We start from the raw sequence: 24851 nt of genomic DNA on the forward strand, positions 1-24851 counted from the left end.
GAGTATGGGCGCGTGCTCGACGGACTTGACGACATCGATTGGGCGCGGTTGGGCCACGCCTACGGGGCAGCCGACGACGTGCCCGGCCAACTGCGCGCCCTGCTCTCCCTCGACCCGGCCACCCGGGACGAGGCCCTGGGGTCCGGCGGCGGCGTCCACGCCGCCGCCGCGCCCGACAGTCAGGCCGCCGTCGCGGCGGTCGGCTTCTCCAGTGTGCCGGCGAAGTGGCAGGCCGCCGCGTGCCCGTCGCCCACCTGCAGCAGTGGCGGGGTCGTGGTGGCGCAGACGTCTTCGGCCTTCCAGCAGCGGCTGCGGAACCGGCAGCCGGTCGGCGGGTCCGCCGGGCCGGGCACGTCACCGGCGAGCCGGATCCGCGACTTCGGCGCACCGCCGCGTACCACTCCCAGGTCGGGTACGGCGGAGAGCAACGCCTGGGTGTACGGGTGCTGCGGGGTGCCGTAGAGCGTGTCGCGATCGGCGATCTCGGCGACCCGACCGAGGTACATGACCGCCACCCGGTCGCAGAAGTGCCGCACCACGCCCAGGTCGTGCGCGATGAAGACGAACGCGATGTTGAACTCCTTGCGCAGGTCTTCGAGGAGGTTCATCACCTGCGCCTGGATCGACACGTCGAGGGCGCTGACCGGTTCGTCGGCGACGATCACCTTGGGCTGTACGGCCAACGCGCGGGCGATGCCGATGCGCTGCCGTTGGCCGCCGGAGAACTCGTGCGGGTACCGGTTGTAGTGCTCGGGGTTGAGGCCCACCACCTCTAGCAACTCGCGTACCCGGTCCAACTCCTTGCCCTTGGGCACGAGGTTGTGCACCCGCAGGGGTGCGCCGATGATCGTGCCCACCGTGTGCCGTGGGTTGAGCGACGAGTACGGGTCCTGGAAGATCAGCTGCAACTCCCGCCGGTACGGGCGAAGGTCCTTCTCCTTCAGGTGCGTGATGTCGGTGCCCTGGTAGAGGACCTGCCCGCCGGTCGGCTCCAGCAGCCGGGTGATCAGGCGGCCGGTGGTGGTCTTGCCACAGCCGGATTCGCCGACCAGGCCGAGCGTCTCGCCCGCGCGCAGTTGCAGCGACACCCCGTCGACGGCCCGGATCTGGTGGCTGCTGCGGCCGAACCATCCGTCGCCCCGGGCGGCGAAGTGCATCTGGAGATCCCGCAACTCCAGCAGCGGCGCCCCCGGTCCCCCCGGCTGCTCGGCGGGCACCGGACGGGTCGCGGTGTCGGTGGTCGTGGTCAACTCGTGCTCCTTCAGGGCAGCCGGGGCAGGATGTCGGTCTCGAAGATCCCGGCCGGGTCGGTCAGGTGGCAGCGGGAGGCCCGGCTGGTGTCCGCCGTGCGGGAGACCAGTTCGGGAAGGTCGACGGTGCAACCGGGCACCCGGCCGGCGAACTCGCATCGCGGGTGGAACGAGCAGCCGGTGGGCAACGCGAGCAGGCTGGGCGGTGTGCCGGGGATGGGGTGCAGCCGGGCCGGTTCGCCGGAGACCGCCGGGATGCTCTCCAGCAGACCCCAGGTGTACGGGTGCAGTGGCTGGCCGAGGATCGAGTCGGCCCGGCCGTACTCGACGCCGCGTCCGCCGTACATGACCAGCACGTCGTCGGCGATCTCGGCGACGACACCGAGGTCGTGGGTGATGAAGAGGACCGCCGAGCCGAAGTCCTGCTGCAACTCCATGATCAGGTCGAGGATCTGCGCCTGCACGGTGACGTCCAGGGCGGTGGTGGGCTCGTCGGCGATCAGCAGCTTGGGGTCGTTGACCAGGGCCATCGCGATCATCGCGCGTTGCCGCATACCGCCGGAGAACTGGTGCGGGTAGTCGTCCAGGCGGCGTCGCGGGTTGGGGATGCCGACCCGGCCGAGCATGTCGACCGCCCGGTCCCGGGCCACCCGCTTGGACACGCGGTGGTGCGCCCGGTACGCCTCGATGATTTGGTCACCGACGGTGAAGTACGGGTGCAGAGACGACTGCGGGTCCTGGAAGATCATCGCAGCGTTGGCGCCCCGCCGCTTGCGGAGTTCGGCCGGCGGCATGCCGACCATCTCCTCGCCGCCGACCCTGATCGAGCCGGTCATCCGGGTGCTGCGCGGATCGTGCAGGCCCATGATGGCCATGCTGGACACGCTCTTGCCGGAGCCGGATTCGCCGACCACGGCGAGGGTGCGGCCCAGCGGCAGCGAGTAGCTGAGCCCCTGCACCGCCTGCACGAGGCCGTCGGCGGTCGGGAAGCTGACGGTGAGGTCCTTGACCTCCAGGTAGGACTGCCCAGCGGCGCGGTCGCCGGCGGTCCGACGGGCGCGGGAGACCGTCTCGGGCCGCCGGTCCGGGGTCGACAGCAGTTGCGGTTCGGTCATCCCAGCCTCACTCGCGGGTCGAGGATCGTGTAGAGGATGTCGACGAGCAGGTTCATCACGACCAGCACCACCGAGCCGACGAGCACGCCGGCCATCAGCACCGGAAGGTCGTACTGGTTGAACGCGCGCAGGGTCAGCACACCGAGGCCGGGCAAGCCGAACATCGCCTCGGTGAAGATCGCTCCGGTCAACTGGATCGCCAGGTCGACGCCGAAGATGGTGGCGATCGGGGTGATCGCGGCGCGTAGGCCGTGGCGGTAGACCACCCGGCGCTCGCTGATGCCCTTCGCTCGGGCGGTGCGGATGTAGTCCTCGCCCAGCGTCTCGATCATGGATGCTCGGGAGTAGCGGGTGTACGAGGCGGCGTTGGCCAGGCCGAGCGTCAGCCAGGCGGCCAGCAGCCCGCCCGCCCAGGTGAGCGGGTTCTCCAGCAGCGGGTGGTAGGCGGCGTGCGGCAGGAACGTCGCGTACAGCGAGACCAGTAGCGCCAACACGAAGTAGGGCACGGCGTTGATCCCGAGCGAGGTGCCGACCATGAGTCGGTCCAGATAGGTGCCTCGTCTTCGGGCCGCAATGACGCCGGCGAGGATGCCGACGATCAGGTACACCACCGCGCCGCCGAGGACGATCGAGACGGTGATCGGCAGTGCCTGCCCGATCAGCTTGGTCACCGGTTGGCCGAGGGTGTAGGAGTAGCCGAGGCAGGGCGCGTCGCAGTCGATGGCGAGCCCACCGGAGTGGTACGTCCGCCCGACCGCCAGCCCTTTGAGATACCCGCCGACCTGCTGCACGACGGGCTCGTCGAGGTTGAGGCTGGCGCTGATGTCGGCGTAGCGCTCCGGGGTGCAGCGCTGGCCGCAGATCGTCCCGGCCGGGTCGGTGGGCGCGACGAAGAACAGCCCGAAGCTGGCGACCAGCGTCACGATGACGACGGAGACCGCGCTGGCGATCCGTCGCAGGATGTAGATGAGCACCGCCGAGGCTCCTGGTGGCAGCGGGCCGGGGCTGGGAGCCCAAGCCGGAACGGGGAGAGGGGTGGACGCCGGCCGGCACTATGCCGGAGGCCGGCCGGCGTCCACGACGGGGAGTGCGGGAGGTCAGTTCTTGAGGAACATGTTCAGGTAGAGCGGCTCACCTGCGGAGGCGTCGCCCTCGGCGCCACCGATGTTCGTGCCGATGGCGAAGGCGAGCTTGCCGTAGTAGCGCGGTAGGGCCACGTACTTGCCCATGATCTCCTTGTCCAGCTCGCCCCACTTGGCGACGGCCTGGTCGGCCGGGAGGTTGGCGATCTCGTCGATCTTGGCGTCCAGCTCCTTGTCGCTGAGCTCGCCCCAGCTGAGGTTGTCAGTGATGCTGTGCGTCTGGAACAGCACCGGGAACCAGCTGCCGCCGCTCGGCCAGTCCGAGCACCAACCCTGCGGCGCCTGGCCCATGTTGACCGGGGCGTTGTAGTCGGCGATCTTGGAGCGCAGCTCCGCGGTGGTGACACCGATCGGCTTCACGGTGAAGCCGGCCGCCTTCAACGCGTCGACCCGGATCTGGTTGGTCTGCTGCGGGATCGGCTTGGTGTTGTCGTAGTACCAGCTGAGCTCGAAGCCGACCTTGCCGGCCGTCTCCAGGTCGGCCTTGGCCGCGGCCGGGTCGCCCTGGCCGACACCGCTCAGGCCCGGCAGCGGCTCGTACTTGGTGTAGCCCGGCACGCTCGGCGGCAGGACGGTGCTGGCCGGCTGGGAGTTGAAGCTGTTCAGGCCGCCGGCCTTGTTGACCTGGTCGTACGGGTACGCCTTGGCGACCGCCTTGCGCACCTCCAGCGGGATCTTGCGGGTGTCCATCTGCACCGAGTAGGTGCAGGGCTGCTCGCCCTGGATCAGCTGGGCCTTCTTGTCCCCGGTCACCTGCGGGATCAGCGAGGCGTCGATGGGACCGTAGTTGAGGGCGCTGGCGTCCTCGCCAGCGCTGTTGAGCACCTGCTGCTGGGTCTTCGCTTCCTCGCCGCCCCACTTGAAGTCGAAGCCGTCCGCGTACTGGTGCCGCACCGCGTCGGTGTTCGGCTCCCAGTTCGGGTTCTTCTTCAGCTTCAGCTCGGTGCCGGGGGTGTAGGTGTCGAACTGGTACGGCCCGGTCGCGAGGGGGTTGTTCTTGTAGTTTTCCTTGGTGTCCTTGGCCTTCGGGATCGGCGTGAACACCGGGAAGGTCATGTAGAGCGGCAGGTCCGCGAACGGCCGGGCCAGGTGGATGACCAGCGTGGTCGGGTCCGGGGTCTCCACACCGGCGTAGGCGTCACCGCTGGCGTAGGGGCCCTTGTACTTGTCGCCGTCCTTGAAGGAGGTCAGCTGGTACGTCGGGCCGTTGGCGAACACGTCGTGGGCGAACGAACGCTTGATCGCGTACGCCAGGTCCTCGACCTTGACCTCGCTGCCGTCGGCGTACTTGATGCCCGACTGCATCTTGAACGTCCAGGTCAGCTTGTCCGACGAGACGGTGCCGAGGTCGGTCAGGTCCGGCACGAGCACCGGCTTGCCGTTGCGGATCGCGAACTGGGTCGGGCTGCGGAAGATCAGCTTCTCGATCGCCAGCGCGTCGGCGTAGTAGGTGTCGGTCGGGTCGAAGGTGTTCGGGGTCAGCTGGGAGTAGACCGTGATGACGCCGCCCTTCTTGGCGCCGGGCACCTCGGCCGCTGGGCCCTTGGCGGTCGGGTCGAACGCGTTCTCCTGGGTCTCGATGCCCTTGGCGCCACCCCCGCCGCTGCTGCCGTTGTTCGACGAAGGGCTGCCGCAGCCGGCCACCGCCATGGTGGCGGCCAGAGCGGCGGCGAGACCAACCTTGAGTTGCCTCACAGACGTACTCCTGTCTTTCTTTCAGTCAGCGGACCTCCGACGTGCGGGGTCCGTGTTTCCCCTCCAGCCCTGGGCGTCCTCATCGACGGGTCCGGGGATCGAAGGCGTCGCGCACGGCGTCGCCGAGCAGGCTCAGGGCGAGCACCAGGATCGTGATGCCGAGTACGGGCAGCCACAGGTAGAGCGGGTCGGCCCGGTAGTAGGTGGTGGCGGCGGAGATCGTCAGGCCCCAGGATGGGGTGGGTTCGATCAGCCCGGCCCCGAGCACGGTCAGACCGGCCTCGGCCACCACGTAGCCGGGCAGGGCCAGCGACACGGAGACCACGATCGGTGCCACCAGGTTCGGCAGCAGCTCCTTGAAGAGCACCTGCCGGGTCGGGATGCCGAGCACCTTGGCCGCCGCGACGAACTCACGCTCACGCAGGGAGAGCACCTGCCCTCGGACCAGGCGGGCGAGGCTGGCCCAGCCGAAGAACGACAGCACGCAGATCAGCGAGATGAAGCGGATCTGGGCGACGTCCTCGGAGCCGGCCCCGTCGGCGCCGCCGAAGATCGCGACCAGGACGGCGGAGCTCGCGATCGCGAAGAGCAGGTACGGCAGGCTGAGCACCAGGTCGATCAGCCAGGAGAGCACCCGGTCGACCCAGCCGCCGGAGAAGCCGGCGACCAGGCCCACGACCACGCCGATGATCGTCGTGATCGTGGTGACGGCGATAGCGACGATGAGCGACGGGCGGGCGCCGTACACCCAGCGGGCGAAGAGGTCGCGGCCCAGTCGGGGCTCCACACCGAACCAGTGTTCGCCGGTCGGCCCGATCGTCGGGAAGCCGAACTCGTCGATCAGGTTCTGGTGCAGGTCGCTGGCGTTCTGCCCCTCCAGCCGGGCGAGCAGCGGCGCGAAGATCGCGATCAGGACGTAGACGGCACAGATCGCGGCACAGATCATCGCGATCCGGTCGCGGCGTAGCCGGGCCAGGGCGATCCGGGTCGGCGACTTGCTGACCGTCCGGACCGGGGCGGGCGACGTCGCGCTCTGCACCCGTCCGTCGTCCGGCTCTCCGGCGCGGAGCACCTGGGGCTCCGTGACCATCGGCTCCACGCGGGACGACCTCCTCATCGTGCTGACACATGGCACCGCCACCCGAACGGGTTTTCCGTCGGATGGCGGATCTAGTTGCAGAACGTTAGCCGGGCAAATGATTTCTCAGTGCTTCCGTCTTGTTACAGCTTTATAACGTGGACGCCGCCCCCGATCAACCTTTCGAGACCCCGCGCCATCGTTCACCAACACTTGCGGCACAGCAGTCGCCCAGTCACGCAGGGTGATCGTTTCAACGTTCCGCCATCGACGTCGAGGGGCGGTGGTCGACGTACCAGCAGTTCAATGCGTCAATGCGTTCGTCTGCTCACGATAACGTTGCTTCAAGCAACAGTTCTTCGTAACCGCTCGTAATCGCTGTCGCTCGAGTGCAAATGCGCTACGTGTCAATCAGAGAGCGCTATCCGCACAGACCGTCGTGAATTCTGCAAGCCTCAGCGACCCACTTCTGTATAGACGGCTGCGGATGCTTAATGGCGTAGAGGCGACCGGGTCTCACCGAACTCGGCAGCACGGTCCGGGCACGTCCGCCGCTGACCGGAGGCATCACTTGGACGAGTCCGCCGTTCCAGCCACCAGATGGCCATAGTCGGGCCGGGCGGAAGCGCCTCGACGTACCGTGAGATCGTGCCGACGAACGACGTACTCACCAAGGCTGACCTCGCCGAACTTCGCCGCTCGGCGCTCGGCACGGCCAATCCGCTCGGTGTCGCCGCCGACATCGCCGAGGCGGCCGAGCAGGGCCGGTTGGAAGATCCGGACGACGCCGGGGACGCTTTCACCCTGGCCGCCGAGATCGCCGAGATCCGGGCGAGACCCGATGCCGCGCTGCGGTACGCGGAACAGGCTCTGGCGGCGTACCCGTCCGGGGACGACCCCCGGGCCGGGTTCGCCCGGGCGCTGCGGGCGCGGGCCCTGTTCCGGGCCGGTGGTCGGGACGACGAGGCGATGGCGGAGTTGACCGCGCTGCGCCCGCTGCTGCTCGTGCAGCCCGACGCCCCCGCCTACGTCAGTGCCGCGTTGGACGCCAGCGGGCGTTCGTCGACCGCCGAGACGTGGCTGAGCGAGGCGGTCGACAGCCTGCTCGGTGAGCGCGCGGCCGCCGCCGGGGCGTCCAGCACCGCGATCGACCCGGTGGTGGAGCTGGGTCCGCCGGACGCGCCGGGTGTCCTCTTCTTCCTGCTCCAACAACGGCATCGGGTACGCCGGGACCTCAACCTGCCGCACGACCGGCAGGACGATCTGGCGGACCGGTTGGAGACCCAGCTCGTCCGTCGGGCCGGGGAGCGCAGGGGCGCCGAGTCGGATCTGCTCTTCTGGCCTCGGGCCGAGTTCGATCGGCTGCTCGCCGAGCACCCCGGGCTCGCCGAGGTGTACGGGTCGGACTGGGACGCGCACCGGGGCCTGCTGGAGAAGGAGTTGGTCCGGCTGACGGGTGCCGGTCAGGCCGGGTTGGCCGTGTTCACCGCGACCGTGGCCGGGCTGAACGCGTTCGCCGGTCGACGCGACGGCGACCCGGCCGACGTGGCGGTCCGGGCGGGCTACGCGGCCGAGGTGTCGGCTCGGCCCAGCGCACGGATCCCCTGGCCACCGGAGCGCAACGACGCCTGCTGGTGCGGTTCGGGTCTGAAGTACAAGAAGGACTGCCTGCCGCGTTCGCGCAGCTGAGAGCGTCGGTTATCGGGCCTCGGTGCGACGCTGGTAGTGCCGTGCGACGCGGGCCCGGTTGCCACAGGAGGGCTTGCACCATTCCTGCCTCGGGTGGTCCTTGACGAAGTAGCGTACGCAGCGTGGCGCGGGGCAGGCGCGCAACTCGTCGCGGGCGGGGCTGGCCAGGAACTCGATGGCCGCGCGTGCCAGCCCTGCGGTGAGCCGCACTCGCGTGTCGACCGCCGCGCCCTGCCAGGTGAGTGTCGGCGTGCCCTCCTCCGCCCAGCTCAGCACCGGCCGGACCGGCAGCGCCGCGGCGGCCTGATTGAGCTGGCTGACCGCCTCCGGTGGGGAGAGCAGCGAGGACGAGTCGGCTCGGCTCGGCGGTCCCGGTCGGACCGCCACCGCGAAGAGGGTACGTGCGGCCCGCCGTACCGCCACCACGTCGAGCCGGGTCCGCTCGTCGATGGTGCTGGCGACGGCGTCGAACCCGGTGACGTACTGCCGCAGTGGCTCGGCCTGTTCGCGGAGCCAGGTGGTCAGGCCCTCGACATCGTCAAGGTCGTCGGCGACCCCGCCGTTGCCGTCGTGCCGGATCGTGCTGGCCAGGGCGAGCGCGAGCTGCGGTGCCATGGGCTCTCCTTCCGTTCCGGCTTGTGCGGCCGGCCCGACCCAGAGTAGCTTCCCTAACGGTTATAACGGTAATAGCCATTAGGAGAGCCTTCTTGCTGGTCATCGCGCATCTCAGTGACACCCACCTCGACAGCCATCCCCGATCGGCCGAGCGGACCGCCCGGGTCATGGACCACCTGCACGCCCTGCCACGGCCGGTCGACGCGATCCTGATCACCGGGGACATCGCCGACCACGGCGAGGTGGCCGAGTACGAATTGGCCGCGCGGCTCTTCGACTCCCCGCTGCCGGTCCTGGTCTGCCCCGGCAACCACGATGTGCGCGACGCGTACCGCAAGGGTCTGCTCGGTGACGACCGCGGCGGCACCGGCCCGATCAACGCCCGTCACGACGTGGCCGGCGCGGTTTTCCTCCTCGCCGACTCATCGGTGCCGGGCGAGGACGACGGCCACCTGGATGACGAGACGATGACATGGCTCGCCGACGAACTGGGCTCGGTGCCGGCCGAAACGCCGACGTTCATCGCCTTCCACCATCCGCCGGTGGTGCTGCACCATCCGGTCATCGATCCGATGCGGCTGCTGCCCGCCGATCCCCTGGCCGAGCTGGTCGCCGCCCATCCGCAGGTCGTCGCCGTGCTGACCGGGCACTTCCACACCGCCGCCGCGAGCACCTTCGCCGGCCGCCCACTGCGCATCGCGCCGGGCGTGGTCTCCACCCTCCGGATGCCCTGGGAGGGCGAGGGGCGGCTGACCACCCAGACCCAGCCACCCGGCGTCGCGTTCCACGTCTACGACGACACCGGCCTGCTCACCACCCACTACCGGGTGGTGGTCTGAGCATGCAGGGAGTAGCAGTGCTCGGCTTCCTGGTCGCCGTCGCGCCGATCACCGCCACTCCGGGCGCGAGCCTGACACTTGTCGTTTCGCGCGTCGCCACCGGCGGTCGGCGGCAGGGCTGGTGGGTGATCCTGGGTACGGTCACCGGGCTCTACGTGCATGCCACCCTGGCCGCCGTCGGCCTGGCCGCGTTGGTGCTCCGCTCGTCGCAGGCATTCTGGGTCGTCAAACTGGTCGGCGCCGGTTACCTGGTGGGGCTCGGGATCTGGCTGCTCTGGTCCGCGTCCCGCCGCCGGACCGGGCCGCCACCGACGGTGCGTGCCCGGAGGCTGCCGTGGCGCGTCCACCACCCCTACCTGCAGGGGCTGCTCGGCAACGTCCTGAATCCCAAGGCCGCCGCCGTCTACCTCACCCTCGCACCACAGTTCCTCGAACCGGGCCGACCGGTGCTGGTGCCGATGTTGCTCCTCGCCACCGCACACGCCGCACTGCACACCTGCTGGCTCGCCGGTTGGACGGCAGTCTCCGGCGCCGCCGCCCGGCTGCTCCGCAAGGCGAATGTGCGGCGCGTGTTCGATCGGCTGACCGGTGCGATCCTGCTCAGCCTGGGCGTGCGGGCGGCGGTGACCTGAGTCCGAAGTGGCCGCCACGGATCACGCTCAGCCCTGCGGGGGACATCGAGGGCGTCCCGGCTGCGACATAATCCCGTTCGTGGTCACGACGAGACGGCGATGGGTCTTCGGCGGAGTCGCGCTGCTGGTGGTGGCGCTGCTCGGCGCCGGCCTGTGGCGGCATTTCGACAGCCCCGAGAGCAAGACTCACGACAGTGCCGTGGACGACGCCGCGAAGAAGGTCGACCAGGTCCTGTTCGAGTTCGAGTACGACCACCTCTTCCAGGCAGAGAAGTACGTGCACTCGGCCAGCCAGCACCCCGACATCGCGGTCCTCGCGGTCTCCGGGGAAACGCACTGGCAGACCGGCGTGACGATGGTGCTGCGGGTGATGGGGCATGGAGTGGAGATCGGCGCGGACGGCTCGGTGATCGACGAACGCGACGAGCCGATCTGCTTTCGCCTTCAGCTCGGCCCGCACGACGACCGCCGCGACGATGACATCGAGTGCCCGGCCGACGATCCCCTCCAGGTTGTCCAGGACCCGTCGCTCAGCGGAGTCGACGAACGTGTGAAGAGCGCTCTGCAGGCCGTCGGCCCGGACGAGTCCGCCGTCCGGGCGGCGATCGCCGACCTGGGCCTGGACCCGGCCATCGTGCAGGAGGTGACCGCGCAGGGCGGCAGGGTCGGCGTCGCCCTGCGGGCCGCGCAGTACGACTGCATCCTCGCCCGCGTCACCACGAAGGGCGCCGAGCTCTGGCGGCCGTCGCACACCCAGCTGGCCCCGGGCGAGTTGCGCTGCGCTGCACCGACCGCCCTGGGCAGCAATTTCGGTAAGAGCCCGCACTGAATCCGTCAACCGGGGATCTCTGATGCGGGCCGGGTCTTCGCGTCGCGTCGTGGCGTCCACCATCGCGGCGCTGCTCACGGCGCTCTGCGTACCCCTGGTCGTCCATGCGGCGCGGACACGGCACGAGCCGGCGACCGCCGCGAACCAGCACTTCGCGGTCACCTGGGCGGCCAGTGCCGACCGGCTGAAAGCCGGGCCCGCCGAGCGCAGCTACCGGCTGGTCGTGCGCACCAGCGTCGGTGGGAACGCCCTCCGGATCCGCCTGACCAACGCCTTCGGCGATCACCCGGTCACCTTCGCCAGCGCGTACGCGGGGTTGCAGCGGCAGGGTGCCGAGCTGATCCGGGGCAGCAACCGGCGGCTGACGTTCGGCGGGCAGTCGTCGGTCACCGTCCCGGCCGGGGAGACGATCCTCAGCGACCCGCTGCCCGGGGACGTGGCCGCCCAGAGCAATCTCGTCGTGAGCCTCCACGTCACCGGCGTCCAGGGGCCGATGACCGGGCACACCCTTGCCATGCAGACGTCGTACGCGACGGCCGGTGATCACGCGGCCGAAGAGGCGGCGGTCAACTGGACCGACGCGATGAGCTTCTGGTACTGGCTGGACGCGGTCAGCGTGCAGACATCCACCGCGATCAGCTCGGTCGTGACGCTCGGCGACTCCATCACCGACGGTTGGGACTCCACCACGGACCTCAACCGCCGCTGGCCCGACTACCTCTCCCGGCGACTCCAGGCCGCGACCGACAGCACGGTGAAGGGTGTGGCCAACGAGGGCATCTCCGGCAACAAGGTGCTCGCCGACGGTGGCGGAGAGGCCGCGCTGCACCGGTTCGATCGCGACGTGCTCGCCCACCCCGGGGTCGACACGGTGTTCGTGCACGAAGGCATCAACGACATCAAGGCCCACACCGGCGTCACCGTGGACGACCTGACCGCCGGCTACCGGCAGCTGGTCGACCGGGCGCACGCCGCGGGCAAGTGCGTCGTCGGCGCCACGCTGATGGCCTACAAGGGTTGGCCCGAGTACGACGCCGTCGGTGAGGCCGTGCGCCAGGACGTCAACGACTGGATCAGGCACGGTGGCGTGTTCGACGCCGTGGTCGACTTCGACAAGATCACCCGCAACCCGTACGACCCGCAGGCGCTCCTGCCGCTCTTCGACGGCGGGGATCATCTCCACCCGAACGACAACGGCATGCAGGCGATGGCGAACGCCGTCGACCTGGCCGCACTGCGCTGCGGGGGCTGACACGCGCTTGCGGTACCGATACCGTCCATTCCTGGACGATCGACGTCCAACCGACGCCAACGGAGGAGACGCCGATGTTCGAGGAGTTCATGGGCATCCCCGCCCATCCGCTGGTGGTGCACGCCGCAGTCGTGTTCGTGCCGCTGCTGGCCCTCCTCACGATCGGCTACGCGCTCGTCGCGCCGATCCGGCCGCACACCCGTTGGGTGCTGGGGCTGCTGGCCGTCGGCGCACCGGTCGCCGCACTGCTGGCGAAGCTCTCCGGCGATGCCTTCTTCGACCGTATGCGCGCCGCCAACCGGGTCACTCCTGAGTTCGTTCCCACGCTGGAGACGCACCGGGACTTCGGCAACGACACGCTCTGGGCCGCCATCGCCCTGGCGATCGTGGCGCTGGCACTGGTCCGGTTCGTCTCCCCGAAGGCCGCCGCGACGACGGCCGCCGGGGCGGGCGCCACCGACGGCCGACCCGGTCGGGCGCTGACCCTGACGTTGCAGGTGTTGTCGCTGGTGGCCGCCGCCGTCGCCGTGTACTACGTGATCCGCACCGGCGACTCCGGCGCGAAGGCGGTCTGGACGGGCCAGTGATTCTCAGGCCACCACTGATCCACGGCAGGGCGGTGAGCACCTGGCGGGGTGCCGGTGCGACCCGGTCAGGGGGCCGGGCCGCACCAGCGGGATGACCATCAGCTGGCGTTGTACGCCCGGATGATGGTCTGGTCGATGCCGCTGCCGCCGTTCGCCGCGGCCTTCACCCGCAGCGAGACGGCCTGCCCGGCGGTGGCCTTCGGCAGCGCGACCCGGTAGCTGTCGCCGTTCCCGGTGACCCGGGTCGACGTCCAGGTGGCACCGTCGTCCGTCGAGGTCCACGCCTGCAACGACGTCACCTTCTGCGCCTTGACGCCGTGCGCCTGCCGGACGGTCAACTCAGCCGTTGCGCCGATGGCGTGGTTGTTGGTGTCCATCGGCAACGCGTAGTCCACCGCGAGCAGCGGCAACGGCACACTCCCGGTCCCGTCCGGCCCGGCGGACCGGAACGTCCACGAGGTGTTGACCCTGGTCGAGATCGGCAGGATCAGGCTCGTGTCCACGTCGAGGGTCAGCCGGTAGTCCGCCATCTGCTGCGGCACGGTGACGTCGGCGAGCGGAAGGGCGCTCTCCTGGATCAGCTTGCCGTTGCGGTACAGCGCCATCTTGCGGTTCACGCCGATCGAGTTGCCCTGCAGGCAGTCGGCGCGCTGGTGCTGGTCGGTCAGCGACACCAGGTCGATGTGCAGGTTGCCCCGGGTCCGCGACGGCGCGGTGGCGCAGCTCCAACCGGCACCGGCCGGGTCGTCGTACCAGCCGGAGTGCAGCGGCTGCCGCGCCCAGATCTTCGTCTGCCGACTGCCCGGCTGGTAGCTGCGGGGTGCCTCCTGGGCCGACAGGCCACCGTAGACGCCCTCGTCCGTCCAGCGGAAGCCGGGCGAGAGGTAGTCGGTGCGGTACGGGGGCAGGTTCCCCTCGTGGGTCTGGGTGAGGCCCAACCCGTCGGCGGTGAGGCCGGTACGGATCAGCTGGGTGACCATCCCCTCCGAGTCCGCCTGGTGGAACCGCTCCTCGATCCGGGCAAGCTTCGCCTGCTCGGCAGCGGTCACCCGGTACGCGGGATCGGCCGGTACGCCGTTCGGGTACTCGTGGATGAGGTTGTAGCGGTACGGCTTGGCCGTGCCGGCCGGCGAGTCGAGGTTGACGGCCGCCCAGGTGCGCCGGGATCCGACGCCGGGCTTCGGCAGCGGGGAGGTACGGACGGTCGTCGCGGCCCCGTACCCGCTGATCTGGTTCCACCAGGACAGACCGTTCGGCGCGGTCTGGAGGCTGGTCAGGTCGGTCTTGGTGGCCTTGGTGACGACCCCGTCGACCGTCGCCGTCACCGGCCTGGCCTGCGCCGGGTCGAGCGTGATGCTCCGGTCGCCGGTGATGCTCAGGTCGGTCTCACCGGCGAGCGTCGTCTCCAGCACGTCACTGTCGACGTAGTAGGCGACGGAGGAACCGAGGACCGCGTACCGGCCGGCCGGCAGCCGCGTGGTGAAGGTGTCTCCGGGAATACCGCTGGGCCCGCCGTAGTAGATCACCGGGTCGGTGAGGTTGGTGACCAGGACGTTGAGCCAGCTCTCCGCGCCGTCCTTGAGGCCGGGCATCGGCTTCGTGTGGATCGTCAGGTCATAGCTGGGCGGCTCGACGTAGAAGCTCACCGGGGTGGTCGAGACCAGCTTGTGGCCGGCGGTGCGGGCGGTGACGGTGGCCAGGTAGAAGCCGGGTCGGGCCGCCAGCGCCGCGCGGTTGATCCGGAGAGTCGCGTCGGCGGTCGCACCACCCTTGAGCGTCACCCGGCTCGACGAGAGCGACGCCGCGCCGCGCGGCACCGGCTGGCCGTCGTGGTTGACGACCACGACGTCGAGGTCGAGGACGGCCGTCGCCGTCCGCTGCGCACCGGTCCAGCTCAGCTTCGCCTCGCTGGTCCCGGACTGCGGGTACGCGAAGGTGCCGAGGTTGACCACCGGCTGGTTGCTGGTCGGGCTGCCGAGGGCCCGGGCCGCGTTGAGCCGGCCGGCCCCGACGGCGTACGAGTCGACGTCGGTCAGCGGGTCGGCGGCACCGACGAGGGCGGCCTTGAGCTGTGCACCGGTCCAGTCGGGGTGCCGCTGGGCGAGCAGCGCGGCCGCGCCCGCCACGTGTGGGCTGGCCATCGAGGTGCCGGAGCTGCCCTCGTAGTACTGGTCGATCGGGTCCTGCAGGTTGGTGCCGGCGGCACGGGCGGCGACGATGTCGACCCCGGGGGCGACCAGCTCCGGCTTGGCCACGTGGCTGGTGACCAGCGGTCCGCGGCTGGAGAAGTCGGCGAGCTTGTCGTCACGGTCGACGGCGCCGACGGTCAGCGCGCTGGCGGCCGAGCCGGGCGAGGGAATTGCGCCGCCGCTGTTGCCAGCGGCGATGACGAAGAGCACGCCGGTCTGCTTGCTCAGACCGTCGACGGCGAGCGAGAGCGGGTCGTTGCCGTCGTCCGGGTCGCTGCCGCCGAGGCTCATGTTGATGACGTCGGCCCGGGTGGCGGCCCACTCCATGCCGGCGATGATTCCAGAATCCTCGCCGGAGCCGTGGTCGTCGAGGACCTTGCCGATCACGAGCTTCGCCTCCGGCGCCACACCGCGACGCTGCCCGTGGGCAGCCGCGCCGGTGCCGGCGATGGTCGAGGCGACGTGCGTACCGTGGCCGTTGTGGTCGACGGCGTCACCGCCCTCGGCGGTGAAATCGGCCCGGTCGGCGACCCGGCCGACCAGGTCCGGGTGGGTGAAGTCGGCACCGCTGTCGAGCACCGCGACCCTGACTCCCTTGCCGGTGTAGCCGGCCTTCCAGGCGTCGGGCGCGGCGATCTGGCCCAGGTTGCGGTCGAGGTCACCCTGCTGTCCGCCGTTGGTCAGCGCGGTGGCGCGGACCTTGCGGTCGAGCCAGACCTTCTTCGCACCGGCGAGCAGCGAGTTGGTCGCCAGCTTCGCGGTGGCCGGGCTCTTCTTGGGTACGCGGCCAGCCACCGCGCCGATGCTGGGCAACGACAGGACGTCACCGAGCGCGGCCACCCGGGCGGACGCGGTGGCGGGCTGCACGATGAGCGGCAACTCGGAGGCGTTCTCGTCGTCGTAACCGTCCGCGATCAACGTGGTGACGTCGAAGAGGTCGGGGTCGAGGACCGAGCCGATCTGGGAGGCGACGCGGGCGGGGATGACGTGCAGGTGGCCGTCCGGCCCGCAGGTCTGGCGGATCACCGCGTTCGCGTCGACCGGCCGCACCGTGGCCTGCGGGCATCCCGATCCGGTGCTCCGTACGGTCACCACGTCCCCGGTCAACAGGGTGACGGTGTGCGTCTTCCCGTCGACGGAGGCACTGGGCGTGCCGGTCAGACCGATGCCGCTCGGCCCGGCTGTGGCAGTGCCGCCCGGTACGGCGGTCAGCACCGTGGCCGTGACGGTGACGGCCATCAGCCACCGTGTTTTCCTGAGCATCTCGCTCCTCGTCTTAAGTGGACGAAAGTGCCTCTTCGGGCAACTCCCGACAAGATCATATGCACGGGTACGTGATCTTCGGGAGACTCCGTGATGAGGATTTCCGGCTCGTGCGGCGTGGATTTCCGGCTCGTGCGGCGTGGGTTTCCGGCTCGTACGGCGTGGGTTTCCGGCTCGTGCGGCGCGGATTTCCGCAGTGTGTCGCCACCGGGCCCGGTTCGGTGTCGATTCGATTGCCCCGTTCGGCAGCACCATCGTGGACGGCAGACGTATCCCCCGGCCGAAGGGATCGACGGAACGCCGGCCCGGACCTAGCATGGCGACGAATGGATCTTCGAGATTGGCCCCTGCCGACACCCGGCAACCAGCCCAACCGAAGGGAGACGCGCATGCGTCGACCCCGCCATCTGGCACTACTCAGCGTCGGCGTGTCCGGCGCCCTGGTCCTCAGCGCAGCAGCGACAGCGGCGGCCGCCCCGCCCACGGTGCCCACACCCACCGGCATCGTCGTCACCGACGGCATGACCCAGCCGGTGTTCTCGCTCGCCGACGCGATCGAGGAGCGGGTGTTCGTACAGACCCCGGTGGACACCGATCACGACGGCCGACTCGACCGGGTGGCGATCGACATCTCCCGGCCCCGGGAGACCGCCACGCAGGGTTTCAAGGTGCCGGTCATCTTCGAGCACAGCCCCTACCGCAAGGACACCTGGGGCGACGTGCCGTACCCGAGCGTGCTGGTCGACGACCTCCCGCAGAACGGCCTGACCGACCGCAACGGGCGCCGCGCCCTCGACGCGGGCGCACAGCTGGCCCAGGCCAAGGCCAACCTGCCCGGCTCGCTGGACGACTACTACGTGCCCCGCGGGTACGCGGTGGTGCTCGGTCAGAGCGTCGGCACCGGCGACTCCGACGGCTGCCCGACCAGCGGCGACCAGGCCGAGACGCTCGGCACCAAGGCGGTCATCGACTGGCTCAACGGCCGGGCCAAGGGGTACGACGCGAACGGCGCCCCGATCACCGCCGGCTGGACCACCGGCGCGGTCGGCATGACTGGCGTCTCCTACAACGGAACGCTGCCCAACCAGGTGGCCACCACGGGAGTCGAGGGACTCAAGACCATCGTGCCGGTCTCCGCGATCAGCAGCTGGTACGACTACTACCGGGCCAACGGTCTGGTCGTCGCACCCGGGACGTACCAGGGTGAGGACCTCGACATCCTGGCCCAGTTCACCGCTGGGCAGGCACGCGCCGAAGGACGCTGCGCCGACGAGCTCGCGAAGATCACCGAGGAGCAGGACCGGATCACCGGCGACTACTCGAAATACTGGCAGGATCGCGACTACCTCGACGCCCGGGACGTCAAGGCCAGCGTCTTCGTCGTGCACGGCCTCAACGACTGGAACGTGAAGACCGAGCACTTCGCCGGCTGGTGGGACCAGCTCGCCAAGCGCGACGTACCTCGGAAGATCTGGCTGCACCAGGGCGGGCACGGCGGCCCGGGCAGCAGCGCGTCGGTGACCCTGCCGGACGGCCACACGTGGACCTACAAGCAGACCGAGAACCGCTGGTTCGACTTCTGGTTGTGGAACGTGCGCAACGGCATCATGGACGAGCCGACCGCGGTGCTCCAGCGCGAGGACCGGGCCTACACCACGTACGCCAACTGGCCCGACCCGGCCGCGCGTGAGGTCGGCCTGCGGTTCGCCGCCACCGACGCCACCGCCCCGGGCACGCTCACCACGGGCAAGCCGCCGAAGGCCAAGGTCGAGCAGAGCTTCGTCGACGAGGGCCGGACCATCCACCCGGACACCCTGGTCGCCAACCCGGACGCGGCCAGCGCCAACCGACTCGCCTACCGCTCCCCCGCGCTGACGCAGAGCGTGCGCATCTCCGGGCGCCCGGAAATGCGCCTGCGGATGGCGATCGACAACAAGCCGGACGCCAACCTCACCGCGTACCTGGTCGACTACGGCCCGGCCGGCTCGACCGCCGCGCCGACGGTGGTGACCCGCGGCTGGATGGACCCGCAGAACCGCAAGAACGCCGCGCGCACCGAGCCGGTCAAGCAGGGCAAGCTGTACGACTACCGGTGGACCATGGAGCCGAAGGACTACATCTTCCCGGCGGGGCACCGGATCGGCGTGGTCGTCTTCTCCAGCGACCAGGAGTACACCCTGCTGCCGCTGGGTGGCACCGAGCTGCGGGTCGCACCGAACGACAGCGAACTGCGGCTGCCGGTGGTCGGCGGACGGAGCGTCCTCGGGTTCTGATCTCGTCCTCGTGGCCACAGGTGGGGCAGCTCGCACGTCGAGCTGCCCCACCCGCGCGTCCAGCCCCACCACCCCACCTTCCGCCTCGCGCCTCGCCTTCCCGCCCTCCGCCGCCCCTCGCCCGCCTTCCGCGGTGGGCCACCGGCGTCACCGTCCGCCTCGCACCTCCCGCTCCGCATGATCGTGCTCGATCCTGGACGTAGTGGCCTTATCCGCCCAACAAGGCCTACTTCCCGGATCGAGCACGATCATGGAACCAAACGAGACGGGCCTCGCTGATGCGCGACCGGGTCTCGGGAGGCGGTCGAGGGCGGTGTTGGGGTAGTACCGCCGACGAGCCTGGTCAGGCAATTAACAGCGCGGGGGGTTTGTCGGATTAGTCCGGGTGAGGCGAGGCGGGGGGCGAGGGCCCTTGCGGCCCGAAGGGGACTCGGGCGTGATCGACTCCATGTCGCCGATGTGGCGGCATCCCGCCCGGCGGATACCGCCATGTCGCCGACATGGAGTCGATCACCACCCGCCGCCCGTCGCGCGAGGTCGACCTGTGTTCGACTTGTTCCGTATGGGCGATTCGTCCGGTGGTTGGGGTCACCGTGGCGGTGGAATCGGGGGCCGGCCCAGGTCGTTATACCTGGCATGCCGCCGTAGCCCCCGGGCTCCAGCGTGCGGCAGCCCAGGGAACACCCGCCGGGCCGCCTCGGTTACATCCCCCTGGAGCCGCCCAGCTTTAGGTGCGGCACCACCCGCGAGACTTCGGTGTGCGGCCAGCCCCGGGAACACCCGCCGGGCCGCCTCGGTTACATCCCCGGCCGCCGAAGTAGCACGGCCATCCCCGGGCAGTGCGGCGGAATGACCCCGCCATCCCGGATCGTTACACCGCTCTTGAGAGACCCGATGCCGGCCCCTGTTCGGGCTGCCGGGCGAACCCCCGCAACGGCTTTCACGCCGCGCATCCACCCCCTGGATGCGCATCGCGTACCCCCATCGCAGAGGAGCACGCCATCATGCGTACCGATCTGATCCGTAAGACCGCTCTGACCGCCGCTGGTCTGGCCTTCACCGGTGGCGCCATCGTCGGACCGATCACCGCCGCGTACGCCGCGGACGCCAAGCCGGCGTCGCAGACGCAGTCTGATCGCAAGCCGTCGGGTGAGCGTCAGCTGGGTGTGCGCTACGAGGCGCAGCCGAACTTCTACTACTGCGGGCCCGCCGCGACCCGTAACGCCCTGAGCGTGCAGGGCAAGAACATCAACGTCGATGACATGGCCAAGGAGATGGGCACCACCGAGGCCGGCACCAACTCCATCAACGACATCACCCCGGTGCTGAACAAGGAGACCGGCAAGGCTGACGCCTACCACTCGGTGGAGATCAGCAAGCCCGACGCCGACGCGAAGCAGACCGACCAGCTGCGCGCCGACATCATCCGCACCGTGGACGACGGACGGGCCGTGGTCGCCAACATCGCCGGCACCTCCAGCGACACCGACGGTGGTATCCACTCCTACGAGGGCGGGCACTACATCAGCGTCGTCGGCTACCGCGACAACGGCAACATCGTCAAGATCGCCGACAGCGCCGACCCCAACCAGGCCTCCTACGAGGTCACCGTCGAGCACCTCGCCGACTGGATCGCCACCCGCGGCTACGCCACCAGCTGACCGCACACACCACCGAAGGGCCGGACCCCACCAGGGGCCCGGCCCTTCGTCGTCTTTCCTTTCCGCCAATTGCGGAACGTATTGACAAGTTTCGACATCAGGGTGAGGCTTGACTCGCTGAGAGCGCTCTCTCGCACCCGGCCTCAACCGGCCACCACCAGTCTGGCCAGGGCAAACTCCGACGTCTTCGGCGGCGGCGTCGGAGCTGCCCCTGACCCGTCCCCCCGACAGGAGTCACACGATGGACAGGGCCGCACCCCTCTCCGGCATCCACCGCCGACTGCGCCTCGCCACAGCGATCGGCGCACTGCTCCTGCTACTCGGCACGTACGTCGTTTCCACCAGCACACGGGCCGACGCCGCCATCGGCGTCAACGCCATCCGGGTTGCCGAGTTCCCCGCCGACTGCACCTACAGCCACCGGCTGCCGGACGACCCGATCGTCTTCCCCGGGCTGCCCGGGGCCTCGCACATGCACAGCTTCTTCGGCAGCACGGTGACGAACGCCAACACCACCCTCCCTGACCTGGTCAACTCCCCCAGCACCTGCAACCCGCGGGTGGACGTCTCGTCCTACTGGGTGCCGACCCTGTACCGCGACAACGTGCCGGTGGAGCCGGCGATCGCCACGTTCTACTACCTGGGCGAGGGCGTACGCTCCGACGTCGTCGCGAACACCCAGCCGTTCCCGCTCGGGTTGCGACTCGTCGCCGGCAACGCGAAAGCCACCGGCTCGAACGACAGCATCGCCCGGTGGTCGTGCCTGCACGCCGGGCACGTGCCGCCGTCGAAGAACTTCGTCAACTGCCCGTCCGGCACGATGCTGGAGTCGTACCTGGACTTCCCGCAGTGCTGGAACGGCCGGGACCTGGACTCGCCCGACCACAAGAGCCACCTGGCGTACCCGGTGAACCAGGCCTGCCCGAGCACCCACCCGGTGCACGTGCCGAAGTTGCGGCAGGTGCTGCGATACCCGGTCACTGGCGACCCGTCGCGGTTCCGGCTCGCCTCCGGGCCGGGCTACACCATGCACGGTGACTTCTTCAACGCCTGGCCGGTGGCGGAGATGGCCCGTCGGGTCCAGGACTGCATTCGTCCCGTGATCAAGTGCGGTCACGACGGCCGACCGATCTGAGTCGACAGGCTCCCACCACGGAGGCGGGTCCGGTCACCCCGGGCCCGCCGTCCGGGGGCGAGAGGAGGTCGGATGCGAACCCCCGTGAGCGCGTCCATGTCCCTGTTCCTCGCGGCGCTGCTCGTCACGGCCTGCGCCACCGGATCATCGACCACGACCGCACCGTCGACCGCCGCAGCCGCGGGGCCGTCCGGCTCGGTCTCGCCCAGCGGCTCGGCCAGCCTGTTCAGCCCCACCGACGTCGCGTGGCTTCAGCTGACGGTGGCGATGAACGAACGCCTACTGCCGGTGCTGGACATGGTGCCGAGTCGGACCACCGACCGTGCGTGGCGAACCTTCGCCGCCCGGCTCGGCACGGTGCACCGCGCCGACCTGAGCACCGCCCGACGGCTGCTCGCCGAGTCCGGCGCCCCGGCTACCAACCCGCACGAGGGCCACGACATGCCGGGCATGGTCACCGAGCAGGAGTTGACGACGTTGCGGTCGGTCACCGGTGTCGCGTTCGAACGATTGGCAGGTCAGCACGTACGAGCGCACCTGCAACAGGCGGTGCGGATCGCCACTGCGGAGCAGCGGAACGGCGTGTATCCGGCGACCACCGCGTTGGCCACGGAGGTGGTCCGGGCCGGCGACGCCGAGCTCACCCGACTCGATCGGTTAACCCCGTAGGTGCCGTCGGACAGCGCGATCGATCCCACGTCGTGCGCGCACCACAGCGCTCAGCCGCGACTGGTGACGATTTCGTCGAGCAGCGCGGCAAGCTCAGCCGGTCGGGACAGGAACGGGGAGTGACTGGACTCGATCCGCCGGACGTCGGTGGCCCGGTCGGCCATCTTCTCCTGTTGTGGCACCGGGATGGCCTGGTCGTTCGCGCAGATGATGTAGGTCGACGGGATCGAGCGCCAGGCCGGCTCGGTCACCCGGTCCACGCAGGCCCGCAGGCGCTGGTCGACCAGCTGGCTGATGGCCACCTCGGCCTCAGCGGCCGACAGGTCGCCGTAGAACGCCTCCCGTGGATCCCCGGTGATGGGGATCAAACCGTCGGTTTCCGCCGGGTCCGGTACACCGTGGAAGCTGAACATGGACTCGCCTCGGTCCAGCTGGTACGCCGCCAGGTAGACGAGGTGCTCGACGTCGGGAAAACCGGTGGCGGCCTCGCTGACCGGGATGCCGCCGTACGAGTGGGCGACCACGACGACCGGTCCGCCGATCGCCGCGATCTCCTTGCGGACGGCGTCGGCGTCGTCCGGCATGCCTCCCCGGGCGTCCGGCCCCGAGGTGGGCAGGTCGACGGCCCGGGTCTGGTAGCCGAGGACGTCCAGTTCTACCCGGAGCCGGTCCCAGACGGCCGGCTGGTGCCAGGCGCCGTGGACGAGCAACAGGGTGGGGCGGGTCGAGGTCATGGCCTGCGCTTCCAGTCGTCGGACAAGACGTCGGACATGCTGTCCGACGCACCAACGATAGCCGACTTCTCCACCCCGACCACCCACCCCGACCAGCGTCGATCAAGAGGTTTCTGTCATCCGACCTGGCGTGTCGTGATGCAAACCTCCTGATCGCCGGTGAAGGGGTGGGGTGCGATTAGGGGGCATTTGCGGCCTTGCCAGCGGGAGCGGAGCCGCCGGGCCCATGCGAACGTGAGGCCGTGCAGCAGCACCAACGGTGGCCGTTTCTCGTCGTCAGTCATTGCCGTGCCTCTCCTGCGTCCCGATCACCCGGACGCTTGCCCGCAGGGAGTCGATGGTGAGGTCGAGGACCGCTTCGAGGTGGTCGATCTTGCCGGTGGAGAGCAGCAGCAGTACGCCACCCTGGATGCCGGCCAGCAGTGCCGCGGCAGCGCGGTCGGCGTCCACGTCCGGGCCGATGTCCCCGGTCGACTGCATGTGCCGGATGCCCTCGGTGATCGCCGCCTGCCAGCGCCACATGAGCCCGGTCACCACCGCCTGCGCACCCGGCGCGCGTCGGCCGGTCTGACCGAGCAGACCGTTGAGTGGGCACTTCACACCCTGTGCGAGGTAGCGCTCGATGAGTCGGTCGCGCCACGCCAGCCAGGCCGGCCAGGACGTCAGGTTGCTGAGCATCGGCTCCTGGTCGATGAGCACCTGGTCGGCCTCGTGTTGGGCCACCGCGAGCAGCAACTCCTCCTTACCGTCGGGGAAGTAGTGGAAGAGCTGGCCCTTGCTGGTGCCGGTGCGGGCCATCACGTCCTCGAGGCGTACCTCGTCGACGCCGTGCTCCCGGATCTCGGCGGCCGCGCCGGCGACGATCCGCGCCCGGGTCGCCTCGCCCTTGCGGGTCAACGCCCGTGTCATGAGACCCCCGTCACCGTTTCTCGCCCCGACCTTCCGGTTTCACCCTAGCCCGCGGTTTGGACTTGCCGGTCCATTTTTGCCGAGCAAAGGTCTGGAACGCGCGGTCCGCACGGGCCGACATGCGATCAGGAGGACGTGACGATGAACCACTACTACCTGCTCGGGCGGTCCGGTCTGCGGGTCAGCCGGCTGGCACTGGGCACCATGAACTTCGGCGTCGACGGGTTCCACGCCGCGTACGGCAGGACCGAGGAGGAGGCGGAGCCGATCTTTCGCCAATACCTGGAGGCGGGCGGGAACTTCATCGACACGGCGGACTTCTACACCGCCGGGGAGAGCGAGAAGATCCTCGGCCGCCTGATCGCGCGAGCCGGCGTCCGCGAACGGCTCGTGCTCACCAGCAAGGCCACCAACACCGTCGACCCGAGCGACCCGAACGCCAGCGGCAACGGCCGCAAGCACGTCATGCGGGCCGTGGAAGCGTCGCTGAGCCGGCTCGGCACCGACTACATCGACCTGTACCTGCTGCACACCTGGGACCGGATCACCCCGGTCGAGGAGGTCGTGCACACCCTCGACGACCTGGTGCGCGCCGGCAAGATCCGGTACGCCGGCCTTTCCGACGTGCCGGCCTGGTACGCGGCCCGGGCACAGAGCTACGCCGAGGCGCACGGCCTGGCCCCGATGATCAACCTGCAGCTCCCGTACTCCCTGGTCAGCCGGGGCATCGAGGCGGAGTTCGTGTCGATGTCGCAGACCCTGGGCATGGGACTGACCGCGTGGAGCCCGATCGGTGGCGGGCTGCTCAGCGGCAAGTACCGACGGACCGACGAGGGCATGAGCGGGACCGGTCGGTTGACCAACCCCGACGCCCCGGGTCGGGAGATCAGCCCCGGCGACTGGAAGGTCATCGAGGCGCTGGAGAGCGTGGCCGCCGACCTGGGCCGCAGCATGGCCCAGGTCGCGATCAACTGGGTCGCCACCCAGCCCGCCGTCGCCTCGGTGATTATCGGGGCGAGCAGCCCCGAGCAGCTCGCCAGCAACTTCGACGCGCTGGACTTCGAGATCCCGGCCGACGCCCGTCGTCGACTCGAGGAGGCCAGCACCCCGAACCTCGGGCTGCCGTACGCCATGTTCACCCCGCAGTACCAGTCCTGGGTGGTGAGCCCCGGTCTCGGCATCGGCGACAAGCCGGCCGGCTACGCCCCGCCGGTGTTCAACGGCGCGACCCAGCCCACCAGGTGAAAGAGCCCGGCCTGGCGCAGAGCCACACCACCCTGGTTCGTGGGTTCGTC

20 protein-coding genes are annotated in these 24851 nt (G+C 69.8%); 11 read left to right on the plus strand and 9 right to left on the minus strand.

The window, feature by feature from the left end; genetic code table 11:
• Nucleotides 1-179: 179 nt before the first annotated feature.
• The 5 genes from JOD64_RS01885 to JOD64_RS01905 form a co-directional block, all read right to left on the minus strand.
• Entirely contained in the window at nt 180-1250 is a 1071-nt protein-coding gene (locus JOD64_RS01885) for an ABC transporter ATP-binding protein (protein WP_372434071.1), read from the minus strand.
• Between the two features lie 11 nt (nt 1251-1261).
• The gene (locus tag JOD64_RS01890; RefSeq protein ID WP_204940587.1) at nt 1262-2365 is read right to left on the minus strand and encodes an ABC transporter ATP-binding protein; all 1104 of its coding nucleotides are present in this window, start codon (nt 2363-2365) and stop codon (nt 1262-1264) included.
• On the minus strand, nt 2362-3339 hold the full coding sequence (locus tag JOD64_RS01895; protein ID WP_307813159.1) for an ABC transporter permease: 978 nt from the start codon (nt 3337-3339) through the stop codon (nt 2362-2364). The genes JOD64_RS01890 and JOD64_RS01895 overlap by 4 nt, the downstream gene beginning before the upstream one ends.
• A gap of 123 nt (nt 3340-3462) precedes the next feature.
• Entirely contained in the window at nt 3463-5202 is a 1740-nt protein-coding gene (locus JOD64_RS01900) for an ABC transporter substrate-binding protein (protein ID WP_204940588.1), read from the minus strand.
• Between the two features lie 79 nt (nt 5203-5281).
• The gene (locus JOD64_RS01905; protein WP_204940589.1) at nt 5282-6292 is read right to left on the minus strand and encodes an ABC transporter permease; all 1011 of its coding nucleotides are present in this window, start codon (nt 6290-6292) and stop codon (nt 5282-5284) included.
• Between the two features lie 636 nt (nt 6293-6928).
• Between JOD64_RS01905 and JOD64_RS01910 the strand changes: the two genes are divergently transcribed.
• On the plus strand, nt 6929-7969 hold the full coding sequence (locus JOD64_RS01910) for an SEC-C metal-binding domain-containing protein (protein ID WP_307813161.1): 1041 nt from the start codon (nt 6929-6931) through the stop codon (nt 7967-7969).
• Nucleotides 7970-7978: 9 nt separating this feature from the next.
• Here JOD64_RS01910 and JOD64_RS01915 read toward each other — a convergent pair whose 3' ends face one another.
• Nucleotides 7979-8584, minus strand: a complete 606-nt coding sequence (locus JOD64_RS01915; protein ID WP_204940591.1) for a CGNR zinc finger domain-containing protein — start codon at nt 8582-8584, stop codon at nt 7979-7981.
• A gap of 92 nt (nt 8585-8676) precedes the next feature.
• Here JOD64_RS01915 and JOD64_RS01920 point away from each other — a divergent pair, with 92 nt between their 5' ends.
• The 5 genes from JOD64_RS01920 to JOD64_RS01940 all read left to right on the plus strand — a co-directional run bounded on the left by JOD64_RS01920 (nt 8677) and on the right by JOD64_RS01940 (nt 12723).
• On the plus strand, nt 8677-9423 hold the full coding sequence (locus JOD64_RS01920) for a metallophosphoesterase (RefSeq protein ID WP_204940592.1): 747 nt from the start codon (nt 8677-8679) through the stop codon (nt 9421-9423).
• Between the two features lie 2 nt (nt 9424-9425).
• On the plus strand, nt 9426-10055 hold the full coding sequence (locus JOD64_RS01925) for a LysE family translocator (RefSeq protein WP_204940593.1): 630 nt from the start codon (nt 9426-9428) through the stop codon (nt 10053-10055).
• Nucleotides 10056-10134: 79 nt separating this feature from the next.
• Complete coding sequence (locus JOD64_RS01930) at nt 10135-10884, plus strand: hypothetical protein (RefSeq protein WP_204940594.1); 750 nt, start codon at nt 10135-10137, stop codon at nt 10882-10884.
• 49 nt (nt 10885-10933) lie between these two features.
• Nucleotides 10934-12136 carry an SGNH/GDSL hydrolase family protein gene (locus JOD64_RS33675; RefSeq protein ID WP_204940595.1) on the plus strand — a complete coding sequence of 401 codons (1203 nt, stop codon included), beginning with the start codon at nt 10934-10936 and terminating at the stop codon, nt 12134-12136.
• A 74-nt stretch (nt 12137-12210) separates the two neighbouring features.
• Complete coding sequence (locus JOD64_RS01940; protein ID WP_204940596.1) at nt 12211-12723, plus strand: DUF2231 domain-containing protein; 513 nt, start codon at nt 12211-12213, stop codon at nt 12721-12723.
• A 98-nt stretch (nt 12724-12821) separates the two neighbouring features.
• On the opposite strand, the gene JOD64_RS01945 is transcribed toward JOD64_RS01940, so the two are convergent.
• The gene (locus JOD64_RS01945) at nt 12822-16175 is read right to left on the minus strand and encodes a S8 family peptidase (protein WP_239559345.1); all 3354 of its coding nucleotides are present in this window, start codon (nt 16173-16175) and stop codon (nt 12822-12824) included.
• 389 nt (nt 16176-16564) lie between these two features.
• Between JOD64_RS01945 and JOD64_RS01950 the strand changes: the two genes are divergently transcribed.
• From JOD64_RS01950 to JOD64_RS01965, 4 genes are all read left to right on the plus strand, one after another.
• Entirely contained in the window at nt 16565-18448 is a 1884-nt protein-coding gene (locus JOD64_RS01950) for a Xaa-Pro dipeptidyl-peptidase (protein ID WP_204940597.1), read from the plus strand.
• A gap of 1004 nt (nt 18449-19452) precedes the next feature.
• Nucleotides 19453-20109: a C39 family peptidase gene (locus tag JOD64_RS01955; RefSeq protein ID WP_204940598.1), complete on the plus strand. Its 657-nt coding sequence runs from the start codon at nt 19453-19455 to the stop codon at nt 20107-20109.
• 241 nt (nt 20110-20350) lie between these two features.
• Nucleotides 20351-21244, plus strand: a complete 894-nt coding sequence (locus JOD64_RS01960; RefSeq protein ID WP_204940599.1) for a DUF1996 domain-containing protein — start codon at nt 20351-20353, stop codon at nt 21242-21244.
• Between the two features lie 72 nt (nt 21245-21316).
• Entirely contained in the window at nt 21317-21913 is a 597-nt protein-coding gene (locus tag JOD64_RS01965; protein WP_204940600.1) for a DUF305 domain-containing protein, read from the plus strand.
• Nucleotides 21914-21963: 50 nt separating this feature from the next.
• Here the strand turns inward: JOD64_RS01965 and JOD64_RS01970 are convergent, their stop codons facing one another.
• Entirely contained in the window at nt 21964-22647 is a 684-nt protein-coding gene (locus JOD64_RS01970; RefSeq protein ID WP_204940601.1) for an alpha/beta fold hydrolase, read from the minus strand.
• Nucleotides 22648-22923: 276 nt separating this feature from the next.
• Nucleotides 22924-23556, minus strand: a complete 633-nt coding sequence (locus JOD64_RS01975) for a TetR/AcrR family transcriptional regulator (RefSeq protein ID WP_204940602.1) — start codon at nt 23554-23556, stop codon at nt 22924-22926.
• 141 nt (nt 23557-23697) lie between these two features.
• Here JOD64_RS01975 and JOD64_RS01980 point away from each other — a divergent pair, with 141 nt between their 5' ends.
• On the plus strand, nt 23698-24801 hold the full coding sequence (locus JOD64_RS01980) for an aldo/keto reductase (protein ID WP_204940603.1): 1104 nt from the start codon (nt 23698-23700) through the stop codon (nt 24799-24801).
• Nucleotides 24802-24851 lie beyond the last annotated feature (50 nt).

Source organism: Micromonospora luteifusca, from assembly GCF_016907275.1.
GTDB lineage: Bacteria > Actinomycetota > Actinomycetes > Mycobacteriales > Micromonosporaceae > Micromonospora > Micromonospora luteifusca.